This window comes from Streptomyces sp. NPDC006012, assembly GCF_042871185.1.
In the GTDB taxonomy this organism is placed as follows: Bacteria; Actinomycetota; Actinomycetes; order Streptomycetales; family Streptomycetaceae; genus Streptomyces.
Window position 1 is genome coordinate 113,023 of the sequence record NZ_JBIAIE010000004.1, and the last position, 22,028, is coordinate 135,050.

At 68.7% G+C, this 22,028-nt stretch carries 14 protein-coding genes and 2 pseudogenes; 6 read left to right on the top strand and 10 right to left on the bottom strand.

The window, feature by feature from the left end; translation table 11 throughout:
- The first annotated feature begins 301 nt into the window (after positions 1-301).
- Positions 302-1,603 carry a restriction endonuclease gene (locus ACFYPJ_RS10015; protein WP_389013284.1) on the top strand — a complete coding sequence of 434 codons (1,302 nt, stop codon included), beginning with the start codon at positions 302-304 and terminating at the stop codon, positions 1,601-1,603.
- A gap of 2 nt (positions 1,604-1,605) precedes the next feature.
- The gene (locus ACFYPJ_RS10020) at positions 1,606-2,733 is read left to right on the top strand and encodes a hypothetical protein (RefSeq protein ID WP_389013287.1); all 1,128 of its coding nucleotides are present in this window, start codon (positions 1,606-1,608) and stop codon (positions 2,731-2,733) included.
- A 54-nt stretch (positions 2,734-2,787) separates the two neighbouring features.
- On the opposite strand, the gene ACFYPJ_RS10025 is transcribed toward ACFYPJ_RS10020, so the two are convergent.
- The 8 genes and pseudogenes from ACFYPJ_RS10025 to ACFYPJ_RS10060 all read right to left on the bottom strand — a co-directional run.
- On the bottom strand, positions 2,788-4,053 hold the full coding sequence (locus ACFYPJ_RS10025; RefSeq protein ID WP_389013290.1) for an HNH endonuclease: 1,266 nt from the start codon (positions 4,051-4,053) through the stop codon (positions 2,788-2,790).
- Positions 4,054-4,430: 377 nt separating this feature from the next.
- On the bottom strand, positions 4,431-4,727 hold the full coding sequence (locus ACFYPJ_RS10030) for a hypothetical protein (RefSeq protein ID WP_389013292.1): 297 nt from the start codon (positions 4,725-4,727) through the stop codon (positions 4,431-4,433).
- 180 nt (positions 4,728-4,907) lie between these two features.
- Positions 4,908-5,573: pseudogene (locus ACFYPJ_RS10035) on the bottom strand (tyrosine-type recombinase/integrase); the annotation flags it as partial.
- A 275-nt stretch (positions 5,574-5,848) separates the two neighbouring features.
- Positions 5,849-7,090 (bottom strand): TIGR02679 family protein, encoded by a 1,242-nt coding sequence (locus ACFYPJ_RS10040; RefSeq protein WP_389013295.1) that lies wholly within the window; start codon positions 7,088-7,090, stop codon positions 5,849-5,851.
- Positions 7,080-11,222 (bottom strand): TIGR02680 family protein, encoded by a 4,143-nt coding sequence (locus ACFYPJ_RS10045; protein WP_389013298.1) that lies wholly within the window; start codon positions 11,220-11,222, stop codon positions 7,080-7,082. Before ACFYPJ_RS10045 ends, ACFYPJ_RS10040 begins: the two co-directional genes overlap by 11 nt.
- Positions 11,219-12,688 carry a TIGR02678 family protein gene (locus ACFYPJ_RS10050; protein WP_389013301.1) on the bottom strand — a complete coding sequence of 490 codons (1,470 nt, stop codon included), beginning with the start codon at positions 12,686-12,688 and terminating at the stop codon, positions 11,219-11,221. Before ACFYPJ_RS10050 ends, ACFYPJ_RS10045 begins: the two co-directional genes overlap by 4 nt.
- On the bottom strand, positions 12,685-14,274 hold the full coding sequence (locus ACFYPJ_RS10055) for a TIGR02677 family protein (RefSeq protein WP_389013303.1): 1,590 nt from the start codon (positions 14,272-14,274) through the stop codon (positions 12,685-12,687). The genes ACFYPJ_RS10050 and ACFYPJ_RS10055 overlap by 4 nt, the downstream gene beginning before the upstream one ends.
- 262 nt (positions 14,275-14,536) lie before the next feature.
- Positions 14,537-14,740 (bottom strand): annotated as a pseudogene (locus ACFYPJ_RS10060) (DDE endonuclease); the annotation flags it as partial.
- A gap of 285 nt (positions 14,741-15,025) precedes the next feature.
- Here ACFYPJ_RS10060 and ACFYPJ_RS10065 point away from each other — a divergent pair.
- A complete protein-coding gene (locus tag ACFYPJ_RS10065) occupies positions 15,026-15,706 on the top strand; it encodes a DedA family protein (RefSeq protein ID WP_389013306.1) in 681 nt (226 codons plus the stop codon).
- 126 nt (positions 15,707-15,832) lie between these two features.
- On the opposite strand, the gene ACFYPJ_RS10070 is transcribed toward ACFYPJ_RS10065, so the two are convergent.
- Positions 15,833-16,411, bottom strand: coding sequence for a TOPRIM nucleotidyl transferase/hydrolase domain-containing protein (locus tag ACFYPJ_RS10070; RefSeq protein ID WP_389013308.1), 579 nt, complete (start codon positions 16,409-16,411; stop codon positions 15,833-15,835).
- Positions 16,308-17,294, bottom strand: a complete 987-nt coding sequence (locus ACFYPJ_RS10075) for an alcohol dehydrogenase catalytic domain-containing protein (RefSeq protein ID WP_389013311.1) — start codon at positions 17,292-17,294, stop codon at positions 16,308-16,310. Before ACFYPJ_RS10075 ends, ACFYPJ_RS10070 begins: the two co-directional genes overlap by 104 nt.
- 137 nt (positions 17,295-17,431) lie before the next feature.
- Here ACFYPJ_RS10075 and ACFYPJ_RS10080 point away from each other — a divergent pair, with 137 nt between their 5' ends.
- The 3 genes from ACFYPJ_RS10080 to ACFYPJ_RS10090 all read left to right on the top strand — a co-directional run bounded on the left by ACFYPJ_RS10080 (position 17,432) and on the right by ACFYPJ_RS10090 (position 21,903).
- On the top strand, positions 17,432-18,628 hold the full coding sequence (locus tag ACFYPJ_RS10080) for an EfeM/EfeO family lipoprotein (RefSeq protein ID WP_389013314.1): 1,197 nt from the start codon (positions 17,432-17,434) through the stop codon (positions 18,626-18,628).
- Positions 18,625-19,875, top strand: coding sequence for an iron uptake transporter deferrochelatase/peroxidase subunit (gene efeB / locus ACFYPJ_RS10085; protein WP_389013317.1), 1,251 nt, complete (start codon positions 18,625-18,627; stop codon positions 19,873-19,875). The genes ACFYPJ_RS10080 and efeB overlap by 4 nt, the downstream gene beginning before the upstream one ends.
- Before the next feature lie 174 nt (positions 19,876-20,049).
- On the top strand, positions 20,050-21,903 hold the full coding sequence (locus tag ACFYPJ_RS10090) for a phospholipase C (protein WP_389013320.1): 1,854 nt from the start codon (positions 20,050-20,052) through the stop codon (positions 21,901-21,903).
- Positions 21,904-22,028: the final 125 nt, after the last annotated feature.

Here is a 22,028-nt window from a genome sequence, read left to right on the forward strand (position 1 = left end):
CCCGTACCGCGCGCACAGCAATCAGCAGCTTGCCGTCAGAGAAGGGGTACGTCGTGGCTGGGGCGGTCGGCTCCACGGCTTTAGGCAGCCACTTTGGCGCGAGCCTCGAAGATCATGGCCCCACCGTCGTGCTTTACCGGGCAGGTCCACAGACTGCCCGACGCGCCGGAAGCTTACGGGGCCATGATCACTCGCGCCAAAGCAGCTCCAGCCCAAAGCCGCTCCACCGACCGACGTCCCAGCACTCGGGCTACAGTGAGTAACTGTCTGGTCGCCCGCCAAAGAATCGGACGAACGCCGCGTGACTACTACGCAAGGCGCCCTCCTATACACTATCGCGACCACCCACGATCGTTTCGGCAGGGAACCAGTGACGCAGCAAAGCACACTCGATCTCGGTGTTACCTTCAGAGATAACAGGAATCAGGCCGTTCATAGCTGGTACCCCTATGTCGAGGGATTTTCTGCAGACTACGTACGCCAGAAACTCATTCAAAACGAAGGGGTTGCACATATTTACGACCCATTCGGCGGATCAGGCACGGTTCAAGTGGTCGCTTCTCATGCCGGCCTAAATTCCTCTTACTCAGAAATTAACCCTTTCATGTCCTTCGTGGCAGAGACAAAGGTCAACGCAGCGCGCGCAGCCAGGAGAAATCAATCCGAGTTCCAGACGGCGGCAAAGCAATTCCTGAAGCACCTGCAGTCCGACAGCCTCGAACATGAAGCGAAACTGATTGACCTATCGTCGTACCATGAAGCTTTCCCGAAGCGTGATTTCTTTGAAGAAGATCACCTTCGCATGCTACTCGCCATCAAGGATCTGGCCTGTCGGATTAGTGATGGCTGCGTATGGCTTCGTGACCTTCTACTGCTCGCTACTGCTTCCAATGCTGTGGCAAGCTCCCATATGACTCGCCGGGCGGATCTCAGGCGGCGACGGGCAAACGAATACGTTACGCGAGTCGTCAACGTCCAGAGTTTCGTCCACTCTTCCGTTACGCAAATGGTCCGCGACATCAATATGATTCCAGATCGGGCAGCCCCCATGGCCAAACTGTCCGAGGATTGCCGAGACGTTCGCCATGGTGAAGCAAACCAATTCGATCTGGCAATCACGTCACCGCCTTACCTGAATGGAACGAATTACTTCCGAAACACTAAAATTGAGCTGTGGCTCCTCGACTTCATCAAGGCTGAAAAAGAGCTTCCGGGACTGTGTCGAAAAGCCGTTACAGCTGGCATCAACAATGTCAGCAAGATTCGCAACCTGGAGCACACCTACGAAAGTGTCGAGGAGGTGGCATCAGCGCTCGACGTGGCTTCTCCAGACAAAAGGATCCCACTCCTGGTACGTCAATACTTCTCTGACATGACACAAGTATTCCAGGCGGTACAGCACAGCCTAAAGCCCGGTGGACAGTTTGTTTTTGACATTGGGGACTCCAAGTTTTACGGCGTGCATGTCCCCACGGATCGCCTACTTGTCCAGGTAGCTAAGGGCGTCGGGTTCGAAGTTGTATCTGACGAGGTGATTGCCCGCAGATATTCACGCGACCGCAGTGCGCTTCATCAAGTCGAAATCATTTTCCGAAAGGGCTGACTGTGAAGCGCTCTGACCTGAAAGCCGCGATCGACGATTTCCAATCAACACTTCCATACACTGAGGGCACATATGCAAGCCGCTCTTGGGGGCACAAGCTGCATTCCCTTTGCTCCTATCAGGGAAAATTCAAGCCGGCAATGGCCCATTGGCTTGTGAAGTCTTTCGCACCAGAAGGCGGCAGCGTTCTGGATCCCCTCGGCGGAGTGGGAACCGTACCTTTCGAGGCAGCCCTCCTAGGGAGAAGGGCGATCACGAACGACAAGAGTCCGCTCGCAGCTACTGTCGGCGCAGCTAAGATGAGCCCGCCCTCACTCGATGAAGCACTAGAGCAGATTTCCCGGCTGGAAAAGCAGATGCTGACAGTCGATCTCAGCGCCGACGACATCGCTGAAGCTGAATTCGGACTCAATGCATCAGTTTCTGCTTACTATCATCCCGAGACGCTGTTGGAAGTACTGAAGGCGCGTAAAGTCTTCCTGACGGACGGTGTACGAGGCGACGCTTTCATGTGGGCATCTCTGTTGCACGTCCTTCATGGCAATAGGCCGTACGCCCTGTCACGCACCTCCCATCCGATCACCCCATTCAATCCGACAGGCGAATACATCTATAAGTCGCTCATTGAACGATTGCAAAATCGGGTGACTTCTGCTCTTGCCGTACCACTGCCGCAGAACTTCGTACAGGGCGAAGCTCACCATGGTGACTTCAGGGAACTACCCAATAAAGTCACAGATCCGGTCGACGCGATTATCACTAGCCCTCCATTCATCGGGATGCGTTTCGATCGACCCAATTGGTTGAGAATGTGGTTTTGCGGCTGGAGCGCAACAGACTTCCACACCAAGAGTCTAGATTTCCTTGAGCGGCAGCAGAAAAAGTCGACCAATGTCTACGCCGAATTCTTCTCGACCTGTACCCAACTACTCGCACCTGGCGGCGTTATGGCGGTGCACATTGGAAGTGGCGGCCGGGGCGACCTAGTGGGAGATCTGCGGACTCTGGGGAAGGGTTACCTAGATCTCGTTGGGGAGTCGGTCGAAAACGTCGAGCAGGTCGCTAATCACGGCCTCAAAGATAAGGGCCTTACAAAGCACCACCATATGCTGTTTTTCCAACGAGTCTAGGCTTCTGAGAGTAGCGGTGAGCCTCGCTACGCCCGAGGCCCACCGTGCTTCATATCACTCGTCTAGCAGCCTTACAGTCGCAGCACGCGCGAGCAGATCCTCATAAATTTCCGGGCTCAACCGCTGAAGCTGCTCACCCAGATTGATTTCAGGGTGAATCTCCTGAACCTTTCGGGCTACTGAGAAGAAGGTTCTAGGTTCCCAAGTAGTGGCATATCCGATTATTTCATTAGTGATCTTTTCGAGCTGCTCCATGTTCACGCACTTATGAACAAGCTCACCATAAGGGAGTCCACAAATTCGCGAAAGCTCCCGGAGTTGCGACTCACTATAGAAATCTACCGGGAAGCGATCCTTCTTATTGTTATTGCATTCCGCGCATAGACATGTCGCATGTTCGTCGATCGGCCACAGATAGGCCAATGGACGCGTATGGTCTAGTTGCACTTGATTAAGCGAAATTTCCCTTTTGCAATTGAAACAACGCCGATCGAATCTTTCCCAGACTTGGGATTTGAGTCCCTCACCGGTCCGCCTTTTGATTTCTTGAAGGATACTAGACTCCTGCAGGAAAATCTTTCTTTCCCGCGTGATCACCGAAGACTCATGTAGCTGATCTACGGTACGGGATGGGTTGAAATCATCATTGATTCGCCATTTTTTACAGGACCTACACTCGTTCTGATGGCGAGTTCGCTTTGCATTGTGCTTGTGAAAAGCCAGTGATCCCAACTTTTTCATGTTGATCGGTAGAAGACGTCCACAGTAGGAGCACTTCTTCAGGTGCAGCCAACCCCCTTCCTCCGCCACGACTGAAGTAGTCGAGGGTGCCAGGTCTGCGTTGAGCGCGCTCGCGTGATCAAGGTAGTACGTTTCAGGGGCAATAGACCTGCCGGCCTCCAAAATGTCTTCGTGAGTTATCCCATCGGGGATTGCAGCAGGACCAATATCAAGCCCCCACACGTCTAGAGCATCTCCGCCAGTCCAGGACAGTTCCAGAGAAATCGGCCCTTGCTCATCTGCACTCAGCGCGAACCCAACTCGCGTGAAATCTGCAGAGAGGTTGAATACCCCGATCTTGGAAGTGTTGCCCTGGCTAAGCAGCGCCGTTAGCTCCAGAGGAGTCTCGGCGGCAATGTAGGCGCCAAAAGCTGCAAGCGTGCCGTATGCGGTGTCGGCAGTCGGTCCGGCCGTGAAGCTAAGGCGATTTTCCAAGTTCGCCCCAGAGTATACCCTTACACTTCGAACCTGATGAAGTTCCTGATAATCCCTTTTAGAGGCATATGCGTCATCTCGGGTGTGCTTCGCAAGGCGTCTCATGGCGGCTGATCGTAATCACCGTATGGACCATTCGTGGACGAAACTAGTCATCCGCCCGCCTCGTGCGGCTCTGACCTGCTGTCTTGTAGGAATAACACACGCCCTCCGGAGCCGTGTGCGCAGGTTCGAATCCTGCCGGGGGCACTTCGCATGAGGTGCCTAAAGACCCCGCGATCAGCGCGTTTGCTGAGTGCGGGGTCTTGTTGTTTGTGCAGCCGGATGCGGTCGGAAGCAGCCGTTTGCCAGTGATCACGTTGTAATGGCGTGTTGATCTTGAAGGGCCTCGCGGCAGGTCAGTGGGCATTCGGCGACCGCCTGAGCCTAGTCCTGCAGGCCCACATCACCGACGCGTTGATCTCCTCCGGAGACTCCCGTCATCAACCATGCTGCATAGCCACTGCGGCGAACAGAACAGCGGCCGCGCCAAGAACAAGCAGGTGCAGAGATCCTGCGATCCACAGTCGCAGCCCCATCAGCCCGCCGCCCACCACCACCGCTACGCAGCCGCTGATCCATGCCCCACGGCGCGCAGCATGAGCAGTGCGGATGCCGGGGGATCCGAAGTCATCACCCGAGAACATCACATGCATTCCGAGCCAGACGATGAGCATCGCCGACACCGGAAAAAGGGCGACCGCGAGCCCAAGATCCAACCACACCGAACGCCGCTGCATGCCCGTCAGCGTGCCGCCAACGCAGCAGATGCGCCTGAGTACAGGTACTCATCCTGGCCACCAACTGACACACCCTCTCGACCAGCCAGTGATCACACGCGATCGTCCGCACGTAAGTGAACGTACAAAAGCCCCGGACCAGACGGCCCAGGGCTCCCGTTCGTCGGTCATGTGGTTATGTCAGTCCGTGAGGTCGTCCCTCTCCCCCAGCCCCTGCATGATCCGGTCGTTCATCTCCTGCTCCTGGCCGTCGATGCACTTGGCGTAGATCTTCAGAAGGACGTCGACCGAGTGGCCGGCGCGAGCGGGGACCTCCGGCGCCGGGACTCCGGAGTTGAGCCACTGGGACACGCCCGCGTGCCGGAGGTCGTACGGCCGGAAGGCCAGAACCGAGGAGACCTGATCGGGCACGAGCGCCAGTTCCCGAGCCTGCTTCCAGGCGCGGGAGTACGACGACGCGGCGATCACGTTCCCCCGCTCGCTGGAGAACAGCCGGCCGTCCTTCGCCGTACCGAACTCCTTCAGGTGATCCAGGAGCAGACGCACCAGCGGAGGCGGGATAGGAACGATGCGCACCTCTCCGTGGGCCCGTTGCTTGAGCCCGCGCCGATCGTGCGCCTCCCCTGAGTCCGTCCAGGCCTTCCCCGCTGTCGGGCGAGTCTCCGTCAGCTCGATACGTCCCCACCCGGACGCTGGAAGCGTGCAGTCGGAGCGGCGAAAGCCCAGCGCCTCCCCCGGCCGCATGGCCGCGTAGTACAGGCAGCCGAAGAATGCCCGCAGCCGTCGACCGCTCGCCCGGTCGTAGCCGCCCACGTACGTGAGCGCGGTCAGAAGCTCCCGAGTCTGCCCTAGAAACCGCCCACCCGGAGACGGGCCTTTGCGATGTATATCGCGATGCTTCCTTCTCAGCCTCTGTCGGGCAGCTGTCCGTCCAAACTCGCAGGTCGGCCGCCCCATGCGGCACTCGCCGCATTGCCGGGGAGTTTGCGCAGGTGTGGGCCCTCCCCAGCGCCCAGAACATGGGAACGGGGTCTGGTAGACGCTTCCCATGTGGCGCGGATCCTGGCCAGACCCCTGATCATCCGAGCCGGCCGGGCCGGTCGGTCTGGCGGTCATCGGCGTCAGGTGCGGGTGAGGTCGGCCAGGAGTGCGGGCAGCAGGCGCTCCTCCATGACGGTTTGGCCCGACTCCCCCATGGCCTGCGCCAGTCGGGGGTCCCAGGGGCTGGCTGCGGGCGGGCCGCTGAGAGGTGTGGACTGGCCCTGGTCGAGGGCTTCCAGGTAGTCGGCGGTGGTCATGCGCCAGGGGCGGGCCCCGTGGCGTTCCACGGCGGTGGCGGTGATGCGCAGGCCCGCCCAGTCGAAGTCGGCCCGCCAGTAGAGCCGGGCTCCGGCGCGTACCGCGTCGGCGAGCAGTTTGTGACAGGCGGCGGACGGTACGCCCTCGGTGCACACCAGGGCCGCGCTCCCGGCTTCGAGTTCGGCGGCGGCCGCACGCAGGACGGCCGGGTTCTCGCACACGAAGATGTCATCGGCGGCGGGGACGACGGGGTCGGATGCGAGCTGGTGGAGGGTGAGCCGGAACGGGATGCCGAAGTCGGCGGCGTCGCGCAGCCAGTCGCAGACCACCGTGTCGCCCTCGGGGCGGATGCCCAGGACGAGGACCTGGCTGGCGAGGTCGTCGGCGATGGCGCCCGTGCTCTCCCACAGGGCGCGGCGTCCGGCCCTCGCGCGCGGGACGTCGTCGTCTGTGCGCTGGGCGAGGGCGCGTAGGACGAGCTGTTCGAGCGGGGTGCCGGGGACGAGGGCTTTGGTGTCGCCGGTGGCCCATTCGGCGAGGACCGGAAGCGGCAGGATGCGGGAGGGGTCCTCGGGGAGTTTTTCCAGGACACGCACCGCCGCGTCGATCAGGGGTGCGTCCCCGCGTCGCAGCAGGCGGGTCAGGGTGCCGTCGGCGGCGAGGCGGTCCAGCCAGAGGGCGAACCAGCTCTCGGTGGCGAGGCGGCTGGAGTGGGCGGAGGCCAGGACCTGTTCGCGGCGGGTGTCCTCGTCGGCGCGTTCGGCGGGCCGGTCGCGCAGGGGACCTTCCAGGTGTCCGAGTGTCTGGAGCAGGCCGGTGCCGTAGCGGTCGTACAGGTAGGTGTCGAGGGCGGCGAGAGGGACGGTGAGGCGCTTGGCGGTCTCGGGACGGTAGCGGCCGGTGACGCCGATGACGGTACGGCGTTCGGCCTCGCTGGGGGTGGAGAGGCCGATCTCGCCGTCGAGCGCGCCCGAGGTGCGCTCCAGCTTGCGGCGGGCGGTGGCCAGGAGCCGGGTCCAGCCCTCACCGCGCAGGTCCTCGTAGCTGTGCCGCTCAGTCGGCAACGGCGGCCTCCTTCGGCCCGGGTACGCGGCGGGTGCCGGGTGAGCCGAGGGCCTCGGTGAGGTCGCCGATGTCGTCGGCGAGTAGCTGCTCGCCGTCCCAGAGGAGCAGCAGCGCGGAGACGGTGTGGTCGATCGCCGAGTGCGCGAGGTCGTAGTGGGCGGCGGCGGGAACGGAGGCGTGTGCGGCCCACAGGTCGTAGCCGGTCATGAACAGGTCGAGGTCGAACTGCGCGGCCAGCGACAGCAGTTCGCCGCGGCCGGTGTCGTCGACGCCGGCGAACGCCTCGTCCAGGGCGAGCAGTCGCGGGGCGTGCGGGTGTGCGGAGTTGAGCATGGCGTGCGCGGCGGCGAACAGCGGCAGGTGCAGCGAGACGGACTGCTCGCCGCCGGAGAGGCGACTGTGCCGGGCACGGGTGAGCCGCTCCTCGCTTCTGTCGGGGCGTACGAGCTGGAAGGCGAACTGCCGCCAGCGGCGGTAGTCCAGCACCTGGGCCAGCAGTTCGCGGTAGGGCAGGTCGCGCTGGTGGGCGCGGGCGTTCTTGATCTGCGCGGCGAAGTGGGCGCGGATCCGGGCGAGCCCGTCGGGGCCGAGCCGCGCGGCGTCCGCGTCGAGGAGGGTGCAGACGGCGCGCTGCTCGTCGTCGAGGCCGTCGGCTAGCAGCCAGCTCACACCGACCGTCGTACCTGAGGACATCCTGCGTTCGCGCATGTCGGTGTTCATGCGCCTGATGAGGTCGCGGGCGTCGACCGTGCGGTCGTGGATCTGCTGGGCGAGCCGGGTGAGCAGGGCGTCCTCGAGGATGCGCTGCTCGGAATCGCTGAGCAGCTCGGCCTGGTCGCGGCGGTGCTCGGCGATCTTCTCGGCGAAGGAGGCGACGGGCAGCGGGCCTTCCTCGTCGGCGACGCGGACGACGATGACGCCGTCGGTGCCGTCCCATTCGGGCCGGTAGTCCTGTCCGGCGGCGGCGAGCTGGGCCTGCAGGTCGTCCAGGGCCTTTGTCAGGCGGGTGACGGACTGCTTGACGCTGTTCTCGGTGGGGGCGAGGTCGCGGGTCGCGGCCCGGATCGCCTCGTGGACCGATACCGCTGCGGCGGGCAGCTCCTGGCCCGCCCAGTCGGCCTCCTGGGCGGGCCAGTTGAGGCCGGGCGGGCAGCGCAGGATGTCGAGCAGCTCACGAGCCGCGTACGGGGCGAGGCCCCGGGCGGTTTCCTTCTCCTCGGAGGCGGCGACGGAGCGGGCCTCGGCCGCCGCGGTACGCCGGGCCTCGGCCGAGGCGGTGGCGGCGATGGCGGAATGCAGGGCGGCGGTGGCCGTCTCGGCCTCCCGGACCGCGCCGTCGAGGGCGTCTTCGGCCTCCTGCACCTGGCGCATCACCTCCTGCGCCTCCGCGCCGACGGCCTCCTGGAGGGCGTCGAGCCCCGCCGCCTCCTCGGCGTGGCGGCGGCGCGCGGCGCGCTCGGCGCCCAGGGCGGCTTCCTCGTCCTCGGCTGCCGCGGTCAGCCGGTCGGCGGCGGCTTCGGCGGCCTGCGACTGCCGAGCGTGTTCGCGGCGGCGGCCGGCGAGTTCGCGTACCGCCGTCTCGAAGGCGCGGGTGGCGGTCTCGACGGCGTCGACGCGATCAGAGGCGATGCCGTGCTCGGCGGCGGTGCGACGCAGGGTGCGCTCGGCGACCGAGCAGGCGGCCACGGCCTCGTCGTACGAGGCCTGGGCGGCGTCGGCGGCCTCGCGGGTGGCACGCAGCCGCGCCACGGCCTTGTCGAGTTCGCGCAGCGCGGTGGTGATGCCGGTGGTGCGGGGGAGGGCGGCACGGGCGGCGGCGTACGCCTCCAGCCGTGCATCGGTACGAGCCTGGGAACGTGCCAGCTCATCGAGGGCAGCGGCGAGTTCGGCGAGCAGGGCCTCACAGGCCGCGATACGGGCGGCGCGGCGGCGCTCGCGGGCGGTGGCGCCGACGTACTCGGCGTGCTCCTTGATGTGCGCGCCGACGACGACGCCGGCGACGTATCGGCCGTCCGGGGTGATCTGCGCGGTGCCGGAGCCGGGGTCGGAGGTGACGGCGACGGAGCGCAGGACGGCGGTGACGCGCGCGGCGGGGATCGGCGTGCCGTCCTCCGGGCGCAGCAGGTCGGCCAGGCTGGGTCCGTCGACGGGTGTGCGGGCGTGCAGGTAGCCGTCGCTGTGCCCGGCCGGCACGGGGGTGTCCTCGGCGGTGACGAGGGCGTCGAGGAGACCGGAGGCCTCCAGGGCTGCTTCGAGACCGGACTGTTGTTGCTCCGTCAGATGCTCGGCGAAGTCGACGAGTTGCCACAACGGCAGGCCGGCCTCCTGGGCCCGGTCGGCGGTGCGGCCGCGGGCGGCGGGAGGAGCGTCGTCGTGCTCGGCGGCGATGCGGTCGCGCTCGGCCTTGGTCTCGGCGCGGCGGCGTTCGAGGTCGGTGCGCCGACCGCGCAGGGCAGCCAGGGCGTCGCGCAGCTCCTGCACGGCGGGGGCAACGGCCTCGGTGTAGGTGTCGGGGAGGGTGGCTGCTTCCCCTTCGCCGGTGACGTTCTCGCCGGTGCGGTCGAGGGCTTCGGCGAGGCGGTCGACGGTGCCCTCGGAGAGGAGCGGGCCATGGGCCTGCGTCCACTGGGCGAGCGCTTCCTGCGCCGTGGCGCGGGCGGCCTTGACTGCCTGCTCGGCGTCGGTTTCCGCGGTTCCGGCGCCGCTGACCGCCTCCTGGGCGCGGTCGAGGGCGCCGCGGGCGAGGTCGCGGGTCTGCTCGGCGCTGCGGCAGTCCTGCTGGGCGGCGCGTAGGGCCCGCACGCCGTCGTGGCGAGCGGTGGCGAGCGCGGCGGACCGCTCGGCGAGCCGGGCGGGCTCGGCGTCGGCCGGGGTCCAGGCCATGCCCGCGGTGTGGGCGTGGTCGGCGACGGCGGCAGCGTCACGGGAGGCGGCGCCCTCGAGCTCGGTGGCAAGCTGGGCCGCGCGTTCGGCTTCGGCGCGGGCGCGGCCGGTGGCGGCGGTGCGGCGTTCGCGTTCGGCGGTGGCCTGCTGGGCGGTGTGCTCGCAGGTACGCACCAGACGTTCCAGGTCGGCGAGCTGCTCGATGGCCTGGTACGTGGCGGAGGAGCGCAGCTGGTCGAGGCGGGCGCGCAGGGCGGTGAGCGCGGCGTCGGTGGTCTCGGAGCCGGTCTCGGCGGCGGCCTGCTGCTCGCGGGCCGCCGCCAGCTCCGCTACGGCGTTGTCCAGGGCGGCGGTGCGGGCAGTGGTCTCGGTGCGGCGGGCGGTGAGTCGGTCAGCGGCCACGCGGGCGTGGACCCGCAGGTAGGTGGAGTAGCCGGCGAGGAAGGCCCGGGTGGCGTCGTCGGCGGCGGCCAGTCCCTCCAGGGTGCGTTGCACGGACTCCATGTCGTCGAAGGAGCGGGCGGCTTCGGCGATGAGGTCGTCGTCCAGCGGGCGCAGGCCCTCGGTGAGAGTGTCGGAGAGCTTGGCCGGGTCGAGGTTCTTGGCGAGCTGCGGGCGGCGCAGCGTGAGGATGAGGGTGAGCAGTTGCTCGTACCGCTCCCGGCCGAGGCCGAACAGCCGCTGGTCGACGGCGGCGCGGTAGTCGGTCGGGGAGGCGATCAGCTCGTGGCCGAGCTCGGCGGCGAGTTGCTTCTTCGTCATCGGCCGGTCGTCGTCGGTGAGGAGGGAGAAGTCCTCGCCGACGCGGCCGTCGGTGACGAAGTGCCAGCGGGCGGGAGTGTCCCGGTGGCGCTGGGCGTGCAGGCCGATGCCGCAGGTGACGGCCTCGCCACTGGTGCGGTGGGTGAATTCGATCCAGACGTAGCCGAGTGCGCTGTCCTGCCCGCGGAAGAGCAGGTTCGACTTCATCGTGCGGTCCTCGGCCGCGAACGGGTTGAGCCGCTTGGGATCGATACGGCCGTCGAGGACGAACGGGAAGAGCACTTCGAGGGCCTTGGTCTTGCCGGAGCCGTTGGGCCCGCGCAGCACCAGCCAGCCGCCGGCGAAGGAGAACTCCTCGTCCCGGTAGTCCCAGAGGTTGACGATTCCGGCGCGCGTGGGGACGTAACGGGTGGCGGGGGTGGGAGCGGAGGTGCTGGCCGGGGCGGGAGCGGAGGTGCTGGCCGGGGCGGGGGCCGGGGTGCTCACGGCGTCGGTTCCTTCACGGTGTCGTCGGCGGACAGGGTGGGCTGGGCGGCGGGCCGAGGGGCGGGCACACGGGACTTCACGCGGACGCTGACCCCGCGGTAGCGGGCAAGGAGCGGAAGCACGAGCACTCCGCCGTCGACGCGGGCGACCAGCGACAGGGCGGCCAGCAGGTCCAGGACCTGGGCGAGCAGCCGGTCCGGGTCCTCGCGCAGGTCGGCGGCAAAACCCTTGCCGTACTCGCCGATGATCTCCTTCAGCCTGCCGCGCAGCCAGGAGTCGGTGACGAAGGGGTAGCGGGTCTCCTCCGGCTCGTCGCCCTCCTCGTCGGCGGCCTCGTACAGCGTCTCCTCCTCGGGGGCGGAGAGCTCCGAGAGCAGTCCGCGCGCCGGAAGGGCCGCGTCGATGCGGCGGGCCCGGGCGGCGAGGCGTTCGGCGGCCGTCGGGGCGGGCAGCAGATCGGGGGCGTGCCGCCCGGTGCGCCGGGCGGCCTCGCTGATGCGGGCGCCGAGGAGCAGCGCGGCCTGGGCGACCGTGCCGCCACCGGGGAAACGGATGTCGGACAGTCTGCCGGAGGTGTCGACAAGCGCGACGCCCTCGGCACGGCGCTCCACGGCAAGGCCGGTCAGACGCTCCAGATCCTCGGCGAGCGAAGGAGCACGCAGCTGGCCGAGCAACTCTGCCTCGGCGTCGGCGTAGTACGCGACCGGGTTCTCCAGGACGAGACGGCGAGCACGGCGGGCCTGATCGCGGCGCTGCGCGTGGCGGCCCGTGGCCAGGCCCAGCGCGCTGCCGGAATCGAGGAGCGCGGTCACCGAGGTGAGGTGTTGCAGGACTCGGGTGGGCTGGTGGACGGCTATGAGAATCTCGCGGTCGATGTCGTACAGGGCCTCCGCACGCTCGGGGTCGCCGGCCCAGGCGGTGGCGGAGCCGTCGGTGAGGGCGAGGGCGCCGCGCTCGGTGAGCCAGGTGACGGCGTCGACGAAGGCGTCCCGGTCGGTCTTGCGAGTGGTGTCCAGGCCGAGGCCGTCGATGCGCGCGGCGTCGGCGGCGACCGCGTCGGCGAGTTCACCGAGGGCGACCTGCGCACCGTGGCGGCCGAGGGCGGCGAGGGTGAGGACGAGGAAGGCGTAGCGGCGCCGGTCGAAGGGGCGGCCGGCGCGGGTGACGGCGGGCCGCGTCGCGTCCAGGTGGTCCTGCACGCGCAGCAGCCGGGCGGTGTCGGCCGTGGTGACGAGCCGGTAGCCGAGGACCTCCATGAGGTCGGTGCGCAGCTGCTCGGCCCAGCGGCGCACGGTCGGCAGGGCCGTCCGGTCCGGGTACGAGGATGTGATCAGCGGATGCCGCAGGACCAGCCGTACGGATTTCTGGTATTCGGCGAGTTCGAGAGGTGAAACGTGCTCGGCAACACGCTCCCCCGCCCGTCGCCCACCGCCGCCCGGGGCGGAGGTGCTTCGCGCTGCACTCATGCCGTGACCTCCAGTCGCAGCCCGTCCAGGTGCAGGTTGCCGCGGACGGTGTGCACGGTGGTGGAACCCTCGACGGGGGTGAGGGTGAGGCGTACGCCGTGGGCGGAGCCGGAGGCGGCGCGGACGTTGCGGCTGGCCGGGACGCGAGCGGCGAGCGCCACGTCCATCAGCGCCAGCAGGACCCGCGTCTCGGCCTCGTCCAGCACCCTGCCGTGCGCTCCGTCCGCAGCGAGCGAGGCGGCGGCCGTGCGGCGCTCCGCCTGCTGCTTCAGCTGCTCGGCGCGCAGCCGTTCCCGCTGGGCTTCGTTGCGTTCGATACGGCCGGGGCCGTGCAGGCCGGGGCTGCGGCCGGACTGGACCAGGGTGCGCGCCAGCTCGACCGGTTCGGCATCCCACCAGGACGTACGTCCCGGGATCAGCTCGGGGTCTGCGTACGGGACGGCGATGTGGCGGGGCGCGCCGAGCCCGAAGGCGGCCTGAAAGAGGGCGTGCGCGTCCTCGTCGCTCTCGCAGGAGGTGAACCACTGGGCGAGGTGCCGCAGTTGGCTCTCCCGGCTCACCCCGCCGCGGCGGGCCTCGGTGACCCGGCGCAGCAGGGCGAGGACGGAGCGGATGGCGGTGACGGTGGCGTCCTGCAGCCGCTCGGCCTCGCTGTGCTCGCGCTCCGCGAACCAGTGGACGATGCCCTGCCACCGCTGTCGCCAGTCCTCGAGGCGTTCGGCGGGGCTGCGGAAGAGCCGTTCGTCGGCCTCGGCGGCGTGCTCGATCATCCGGTCGACGCCGTTGGCGGCGTTCTTCTCGACGGCCTCGGCGAGCAGCGGGGCGTAGCGGCCGAGTTCGGCGGTGAACTCCCGCATGTGCGCGAGCAGGGCGTCCTTGTGGGCGAGGAACACCTCGGGCCGGGTGTCGTTGGTCCGTGCCAGGTCGCCGAGCATCAGGTAGAACCGGGCGGCGCGCTGCGCCATCTCGCCCAGTACGGAGTCCAGGCGGCCGAGCTTGCGGTACACCTCCTCGGCGTCGCCGGCGGCATTGGCGTCGGCCAGCGCGTGAAGGTCGGCGAGGATGTCGGGGAAGACGAGCCGGGAGAGCTGGGCGTCCTCCAGCCGCGCGCCAAGTACGTCTTCGACGGCCCGGTACGCCCGGTAGCCCGCCTGGGTGAACTGGTAGACGTAGTGGCGGTTGCGGTACTCGGCGAGGTTCGCGGCGCGCGTCCCGTCGTACGACCGGTCGAGGACCTGCCAGTCGGCGAGCGCGTCGAGCAGCGGCTGCACGTCCCCGACGGCCGCCACGCCAGGATGGTCGGCGGCGAGCCGCTTCAGGAGCCCCGCCGCGTCCGAGGCGTGCAGCAGCACCTGGTAGTTGGCCCGCCCCCGGTCGAAAGCACGCAACAGCCACAGATATTCGTGGCGCTTCTCGGCTGCGGCGAAATGGAACAGCCGCAGCCGGTCGTCCAGGGTGAACGCGTCGATACCGAAGGCGTCCTCGTCGGCGGATTCCGGGGCCGCGGACTCGTCGGTCACAGGTGCGAGACTCTCTCGTTCGGTCAGGGACGGCATGAGCGACACCCAGTCTGCAGTACGGGCCACCGTCTCCATCAACGCGCTCCTCGCGCTGTGCTTCCTGTGCTACCGTGCGCCGCCCCGTACTGTGGTCAATCGCCGCCGACCTACCGGTTCAGCCGGACAACCGTCTCGATCGCCAACTGTCCGCCGCCGACCAGCGGTTCCGCCCGCCTCCATACTCCGAGTGCCCCGCCGGGGGCACCCAGTATGAGGTGCCCAAAGACCCCGTCACCAGCGGAAACGCTGAGGTCGGGGGCTTCGCGTTTGTGCAGGCGTATGCCGCTCCGAGAGGGCGCATGTCGGGCCAGGAGAAGCTCTTGAGTCCGTCGAGCCGGGCGTTCGGACAGGTCCGGTGGATCAACCGCGAGCTTTCGCTGTGCTTGTAGCAGGCCAGAGCGGGGACGGATAGGCGGCGACGGAAGCGGCCCTGCACGCGCACGACGGGAGTGCGGCCGCGGCGGGACCACGTACGGGCGGTAGGCGGCGTCACCGAGAATCCGGCCTCGTCCTCGAAGACGAGCCAGGCGTCGAGCGCCGCCACAGAGCACTCCCGCCCCAGCTGCCTGATACGCAGCACTGTGCGGCGGCCCGCACACAAATGGCTGTGGCCGCCACAGAGGGTAATTGTATGAGCGACGGAGAATCCATGGAGGAACAGCGAAGAAGATCTTGCGGATCCGCGCTGCTCAGCCCGGCGACGGCAAGGCCCCGGTGGCCGCCGAACCGGCGAAGCACGGCCGGCCCCAGTACGCTCGGTATGCATGGGTGATCCACGATGACCGCGCCTCCGCTGCCGGGCATACTCGCCGACCTGGCCCCGCTGCTCGACCACTGGGGCTATGCGGCGGTCGGCACCCTGATCTTCCTGGAGGACTTCGGTGTGCCGGTCCCCGGGGAGACCGTGCTGATCGCGGCTGCCGTGTACGCCGGGACCGGCAGACTGAACGTGGTTGCGGTCGCCGTGATCGCAGTGGTCGCCGCCGTACTCGGCGACAACGTCAGCTATGCCATCGGCCGGTACGGCGGCCAGCGTCTCGTGACCCGGTACGGCCGCTACGTGCTGCTCACCCCCGAGCGCGTCGCCAAGGCCTCGGGGTTCTTCACCCGGCACGGCGGCAAGGTCATCACCATCGCCCGCTTCGTCGAGGGCCTGCGTCAGGCCAACGGCATCATCGCCGGGCTCAGCGGGATGCCCTGGCACCGGTTCCTCCTCTTCAACACGCTCGGCGCGGTGCTGTGGGTGGGCGCCTGGGTGACCCTCGGCTACCTGGCCGGCAACCACATCGACACCCTGTATCCGGCCATCCAGCGTTACGAGTTGTTCGTGCTCGCCGCGTTGGCCGTCGTCCTGGCGGTCGTGGTCGGGCGCCATCTGATCCGCCGCCGTGCCCGTACCGCCGCGGCGTCGCCGCCCTCGCCCGCACGGGACGAGCAGGACACCACCTCGGCTCGTTGATCAGCACCTGGGAACCGGACGCGTAGTCGCATGCGGGCCGGTCACGACATGCGCGGGTCCCGCCACCGACGCACGCGGGCCCGGTCACCGACCTGTGCGGGTCGGGTCGGACGCACGCCCGCCGGGTCAGACGTGCGTGAGCAGGCGCTCCAGCGGGCGGGGTACGCGTTCCAGGTCGAGGTGGGCGACCAGTGCCTGTGCGTAGAGGGCCTTGCGGCCGCTGTGCGTGCCCATGAAGCGCCGCAGTTGGTGCTCCACCGGACGTTCCCGCTGGGCCGGCTGGCCCTGGAAGGTGTGGAAGGGGCGGGTCTCGCCCTGGGCCTCGATCACCTGCTGCACGCTCTCGGGCCCGAGGGCGCGGATCAGTTCGTCCTCCAGGTCGGCGACGCACACATGGAACCCCAGTGTCTCCAGGTGGGCGCGCGTGAGTCCGGTCCCGATCCCGACCCGCTCCAGATGACGCCGGAAATGCCGCTCCTCACCGATGTCGCAGAGGCCGGCCAGCGGGAGGCCGAGACCCGGAGGGCCGCACACGTTCAGGAAGCGTCCGATGTTCGTCGCGCCGCCGAGCGGAACGACGGCGATGCCCTCCGCCGCGAGGTCACGGCCGTAGCGCGTGGCCAGCGCTTCGAGCGCGGTCCGGTCGCTGTCCCCCTCGACGAGCACGACCGTCCGCACGCCGCCGGACAGCTCCCGCGCCAGCACGGCGGACGCATTCGCCGCCGCTCCGTCCGCAGCCCATGCGACCAGTGCCAGCCGGAATCGCCTCAACTCGTCCACGCGACCTCGCTTCCCGACGCCATCGTGGCACGGCCGCGATCCCGTACGCACGTACGTTTTCCGGGGGTGGTGCAGCTCTGGGGGCAGCGTCCGCCGGCCGGTCCCTCCGGGGGCAGAGTCCCTGGACACCAGTGACTACGGGATCAGATGCGTACCGTCGTCCTGCCACGCGTGCCACCCGCGGGGTTCCGGGCCGGCGCTTCGGCGGCCTCGGCCGGCGTGACGGTCCGCTAGCGGTCGGCGTCGGGCCGGGCGGTCGCGATGCCCTCCGCGCCGCGGGCAGCGGCCAGTTGGACGGCGAGGGCGCCACCCCGCCGGTGGCACCGTTGATCAGGATCGAGCGGCCGGTCTGCGGTCCCATGGCTTCGACGACGCCGAGCGCGGTCGTGCCCGCGGTCGGCAGCGCCGCCGCGATGTCGGCGGGCATGCCGTCGGGGACACGTTGCAGCGCCCCGTCTTCGGGGTGCTCCGTGACCACCGCGTACTCGGCGAACGTTCCGTGACCCAGGGGCGCGCGAGGAACTTGCCGTGCACGTGCCGTGACCGAGGGGCGCGCGGAGGAACTGGCCGTGCACGTGCCGTGACCCAGGGGCACGCGGAGGAACTGGCCGTGCACGATGTCGCCGGGCGCCGGCCCGCGCACCGCCTCCCCGGCCCGCACCACCCGGCCCGCGCCGTCCACGCCCAGGACGAGCGGGTACACATGCGGCATGCGGCCCTCGAAGCATCCCGCGGCGATGCCCGCGTCGATCGGGTTCACCGACGCCGCCGCCAGACTGCCGCGCCCGGAACCGCCGACGGCCCCCACGCGTGACCGCGGTCACTGGACGTCCGGTGAATCCGGAGGGAACTCTTGGTCATGGGATTCTTTGGACGGCCGTTCGAGTGCGATCCGCTGCCTAGCATGAGGCGATCGGCGTACGGTACGACCCCGGGAGGCTCCGGATGGTGTTGTCCGGCCTCACCTGGAGGTCGTGGCGGGTGTGGAGCGTCGCGGGCGTCGTCCTGGTGTGCCTGGTGGCCGGGGTCCTGGCCGTCACGCACGGGTCACGACCGGCCCACGCGGACTCCGGCCCTCTGCCGCACACCACCGTCGAGGTGTCGTCGAGCGGCTGCGGCCACGGCTGGGACGCGCCCGCGCCCGGTGTCCAGGTGTTCGACCTGCACAACACGACCGGCGGCTCCGCCGAGGTGTTCCTGGAGGATCCGCAGAGCCAGGCCGTCTACGGCGAGGTGGAGGGCATCGGCCCCGGCACGACACGGGAGCTGACCGTCCGGGTCGGCAGGGGTGCGTACGCCTTCAAGTGCATCCCCGACGACGCCGACGCCGTGACCGGGCCGACCGTCCGCATCACCGCGGGCCGCAGCGGTCCGTCGGCGGCCCCGGTCACCGAGCACGATCTGATTCCGCCGGCGCTCGCCTACCAGAAGTGGGTGGGCGGCGGGCTCGCCGACGTGGTGCGGCTCGCGACGAGGCTCCGGGGCGCCATCGACCGGGGGGACCTGGCCGCGGCGCGGACGGCCTGGCTGCCGGCGCACCTTCAGTACGAGCGGCTGGGCGCGGCGTACGACGCCTTCGGTGACGCGGACGCGCAGATCAACGGCACCGGCGCGGGGCTGCCCGGCGGGGTGCACGACAAGGACTTCGCCGGTTTCCACCGCATCGAGTACGGCCTGTGGCACGGCGAGTCCGCCGCCGGGCTGCGTGCTCCGGCCGCCGCCCTGGTGAAGGCGCTCGCGGGACTGCGGGACAGCTGGGCGCAGGCCCGGATGGACCCTGCCCAGCTGGGCCTGCGGGCGCACGAGATCCTGGAGAACACCGTGCAGTTCGAGCTGACCGGCCGCACCGACTACGGCAGCGGCAGCAATCTGGCCACCGCCGGTGCCAACCTGGACGGCACCCGCCAGGTCCTGTCCCGGCTGCGCCCCCTGCTCAGCACCCGGTACGCCGATCTGTCCGGTCTGGACAGCGGGCTGGACCGTGCGGGACACACCCTGGACGGATTCCGGCACGGCGGCGCGTGGACCCCGCTGAACCGGCTGAACCGCGCGCAGCGCGAGGACGTCGACGCTGTCCTCGGTGACCTGGTGGAGCGGCTGGCGTCGGTGGCGACCCTGTGCGATCCGCGGAGGACGGTGTGAGTACGGCCGACGGCACGGACGGAGTCGGCCGGCGCCGGTTCCTGCGCGGGGCGGCGCTCGCGGGTGCGGGGCTGGCCGCGGGGGGCGCCGCCGCGGCCGTCCCGGCGACCGCGTCCGACGCCACCGCCGGGACCGGCACGGAGGCGTCCTCCGTGGTCCCCTTCCACGGTGTCCACCAGCAGTCCGTGATCGCGCCGCCGCGCCGGACCAGTGTGTTCGTCTCCTTCGACGCGACCGCGCAGAGCCGGTCCGAGCTGACCGACGTGCTGCGCACCCTCACCGACCGGGCGCGGCTTTTGACCTCCGGCGGAACTCCCGCGCCGGTGGGTGTCACCGGCCCGCCCGGCGACTCGGGCATCCTCGGCGAGCGCCTGCCGTCCGGCGCGCTGGCGGTGACGGTCGGCGTCGGCGCCTCGCTGTTCGACGACCGGTTCGGGCTGACGGGGCAGCAGCCGCGCCGGCTGACCGCCATGCCCGCCTTCCCCGACGACGACCTGCGCCCCGACTGGTGCCACGGCGACCTCAGCCTGCATCTGCACGCCGACGACCACGACACCGTGCTGCACGCCCTGCGCGACATCGCCCGGCACACCCGCGGCGGCCTGCAGGTCCGCTGGCGGCTGGACGGCTTCAGCAGCCCGCCCCGCCCCACCGGCACCCCGCGCAACCTGCTGGGGTTCAAGGACGGCACGGCCAACCCGCCGACCACCGCCCGCGAGATGGACAGCCTGGTGTGGGTCGGCAAGGGCGCGGGCGAACCCGGCTGGGCGGTCGGCGGCAGCTACCAGGTGGTCCGGATCATCCGCATGCTGGTGGAGTTCTGGGACCGGGTCGCACTGAGCGAGCAGGAGCGGATGTTCGGCCGCTCCCGCGAGTCCGGCGCTCCGCTGGACGGCGACGCGGAGCACGACACCCCCGACTTCGCGGCCGACCCCAAGGGCGACGTCATCCCCCTCGACTCGCACATCCGGCTCGCCAACCCCCGTACCCCGGCCACCACCGACCAGCGGATCCTGCGCCGCCCCTACAACTACGACCTGGGCACGGACGGCAACGGCAACCTCGACATGGGCCTGCTGTTCTGCTGCTACCAGCAGGACGTCGTCCGGCAGTTCGAGACGGTGCAGAGGCGGCTGGCGGGCGAACCCCTCACCGACTACGTCTCACCGTTCGGCGGCGGCTACTTCTATGCGCTGCCCGGGGTGCGGGATGCGGCGGACTGGTACGGACGTGCCCTGCTCACCTGACCTGGTTCGGACAACTGCGAAGCCTGACCAGTCAACAAGCGGTCAAAGTTCGGCTCATTTTCCCTGACCCCTTGTTCACCCGGCCGCCACCACACTTCCGCCGGCCTGCCGCCGGGGCGGCGAAACATGCAGGGCCGTACAGCCACTGAATATTCGCCCGGAGGGTGAACGAGCATGGCCAGCAAGGCAAGCAGAACAACGATCAGGAGCCTGGGGGCGCTGGTGGGGGCCGCCGCTCTCGCCGTCCTCGGCGGCACGGCGCCCACCTGGGCCGCGGTGCCCGCCGGCCACGACCGCGGCAACCACCAGGACCACTCCTCGACGACCACCCCGATCAAGCACGTGGTCGTGCTCTTCGACGAGAACATCTCCTTCGACCACTACTTCGCCACGTACCCGAAGGCCGCCAACACCGACGGCACGACGTTCACGGCGGCGAAGAAGACCCCGAAGGACATCGACACCCTGGCGCACGCCGGGCTGCTGACGCAGAACCCGAACCAGTACGCGCCGAAGCGGCTCTCCCCGTCCCAGGCCATGACCTGCGACCAGAACCACTCCTACGGCGCCGAGCAGCTGGCCGCCGACGGTGGCAAGGCCGACAAGTACGTGGAGAACACCGAGGTCGACAAGTGCAGCGGCGGCCTGTTCGGTGAACCGGGCCTGGTGATGGACTACTACGACGGCAACACCGTCACCGCGCTGTGGAACTACGCCCAGCAGTACACGCTGAACGACCGCTCCTACAGCTCGGTCTACGGCCCCTCCACGCCCGGCGCGCTGAACCTGGTCTCGGGGCAGACGCACGGCGTGGTCTCCATGGACCCGTCCACCGGCACGGAGAACCCCAGGCAGACCTCGACGCCGGACGCGTACGCGGTCAAGTCGCCCGACGCGAAGGGCGTCGGCACGGTCATCAACGACCCGGACCCGGCCTACGACGACTGCTCCGGCAGCGGCCACAAGAGCACCAGCGCGCTGGCCTCGATGCAGGGCCGGAACATCGGCGACCTGCTCAACAAGAAGGACCTGAGCTGGGGCTGGTTCCAGGGCGGCTTCCGCCCGTCCACCGCCTGGGACGGCAAGGGCACCGACTACGCGCAGTGCGGCATCACGCACACCAACCTCGGTGGCGCGTCCGTGGTCGACTACAGCCCGCACCACAACCCGTTCTCGTACTACAAGTCGACGGCCAACCCGCACCACCTGCCGCCGAAGAACGTGGACGAGATCGGCCACAGCGGTCAGGCCAACCACAACTACGACCTGAGCGACTTCGACGCGGCCGCGAAGGCGGGCAGGCTCCCGGCCGTCAGCTTCCTCAAGGCCGGTCAGTACCAGGACGGCCACGCCGGCTACTCGGACCCGGTCGACGAGCAGCACTTCCTGGTCAACGAGATCAACGCCGTCCAGAGCTCGCCGCAGTGGAAGTCCACGGCGATCGTCGTCGCCTACGACGACTCCGACGGCTGGTACGACCACGCCTACGCCGTTCCGCGCAACGGTTCCACGGACACCTCGCTGGGCTCCAACGGCAAGTCCACCGACGGCACGGCCTGCCAGGACGGTCCGAAGGCGGCTGGCGGCTACGCCGACCGCTGCGGCCCCGGCACCCGGCAGCCGCTGCTCGTGATCTCCCCGTACAGCAAGGTCAACAAGGTCGACCACACCAGGACCGACCAGTCCTCCATCACCCGCTTCATCGAGGACAACTGGCGCACGGGCCGGATCGGCGACCACTCGTTCGACGCCGCCGCGGGCTCCCTGAACGGCATGTTCGACTTCCGGCACCCGAACGACAAGCAGGTGCTGCTGAACTCGGACGGTTCCGTCAAGTCCGTCGGCCCCATCCGCGACGTCGCCCCGATCGCCACGAGCATCGACGCGGGCCCGATGCAGAACACGGCGGCGACCACCGACAGCTCCGGTGACACCCTCCCGGTGTACCTCGGCGTGGGCGCGCTGCTGGCCGCCGGCGCCACGGGCACGTACTTCACGCTCCGCCGCAAGCACCGTGTGATCGCCTGACGACGAGCGTCCGGTGACGGACGCGGCCGGCACCGCCCGGCAGCCCGACGCCCCCGGCCGATGCATCGGCCCCTCCCCGGGGGAAAAAGGTCGGCTGCCGGGCGGTGCCTTTCCGTATGCTTCGC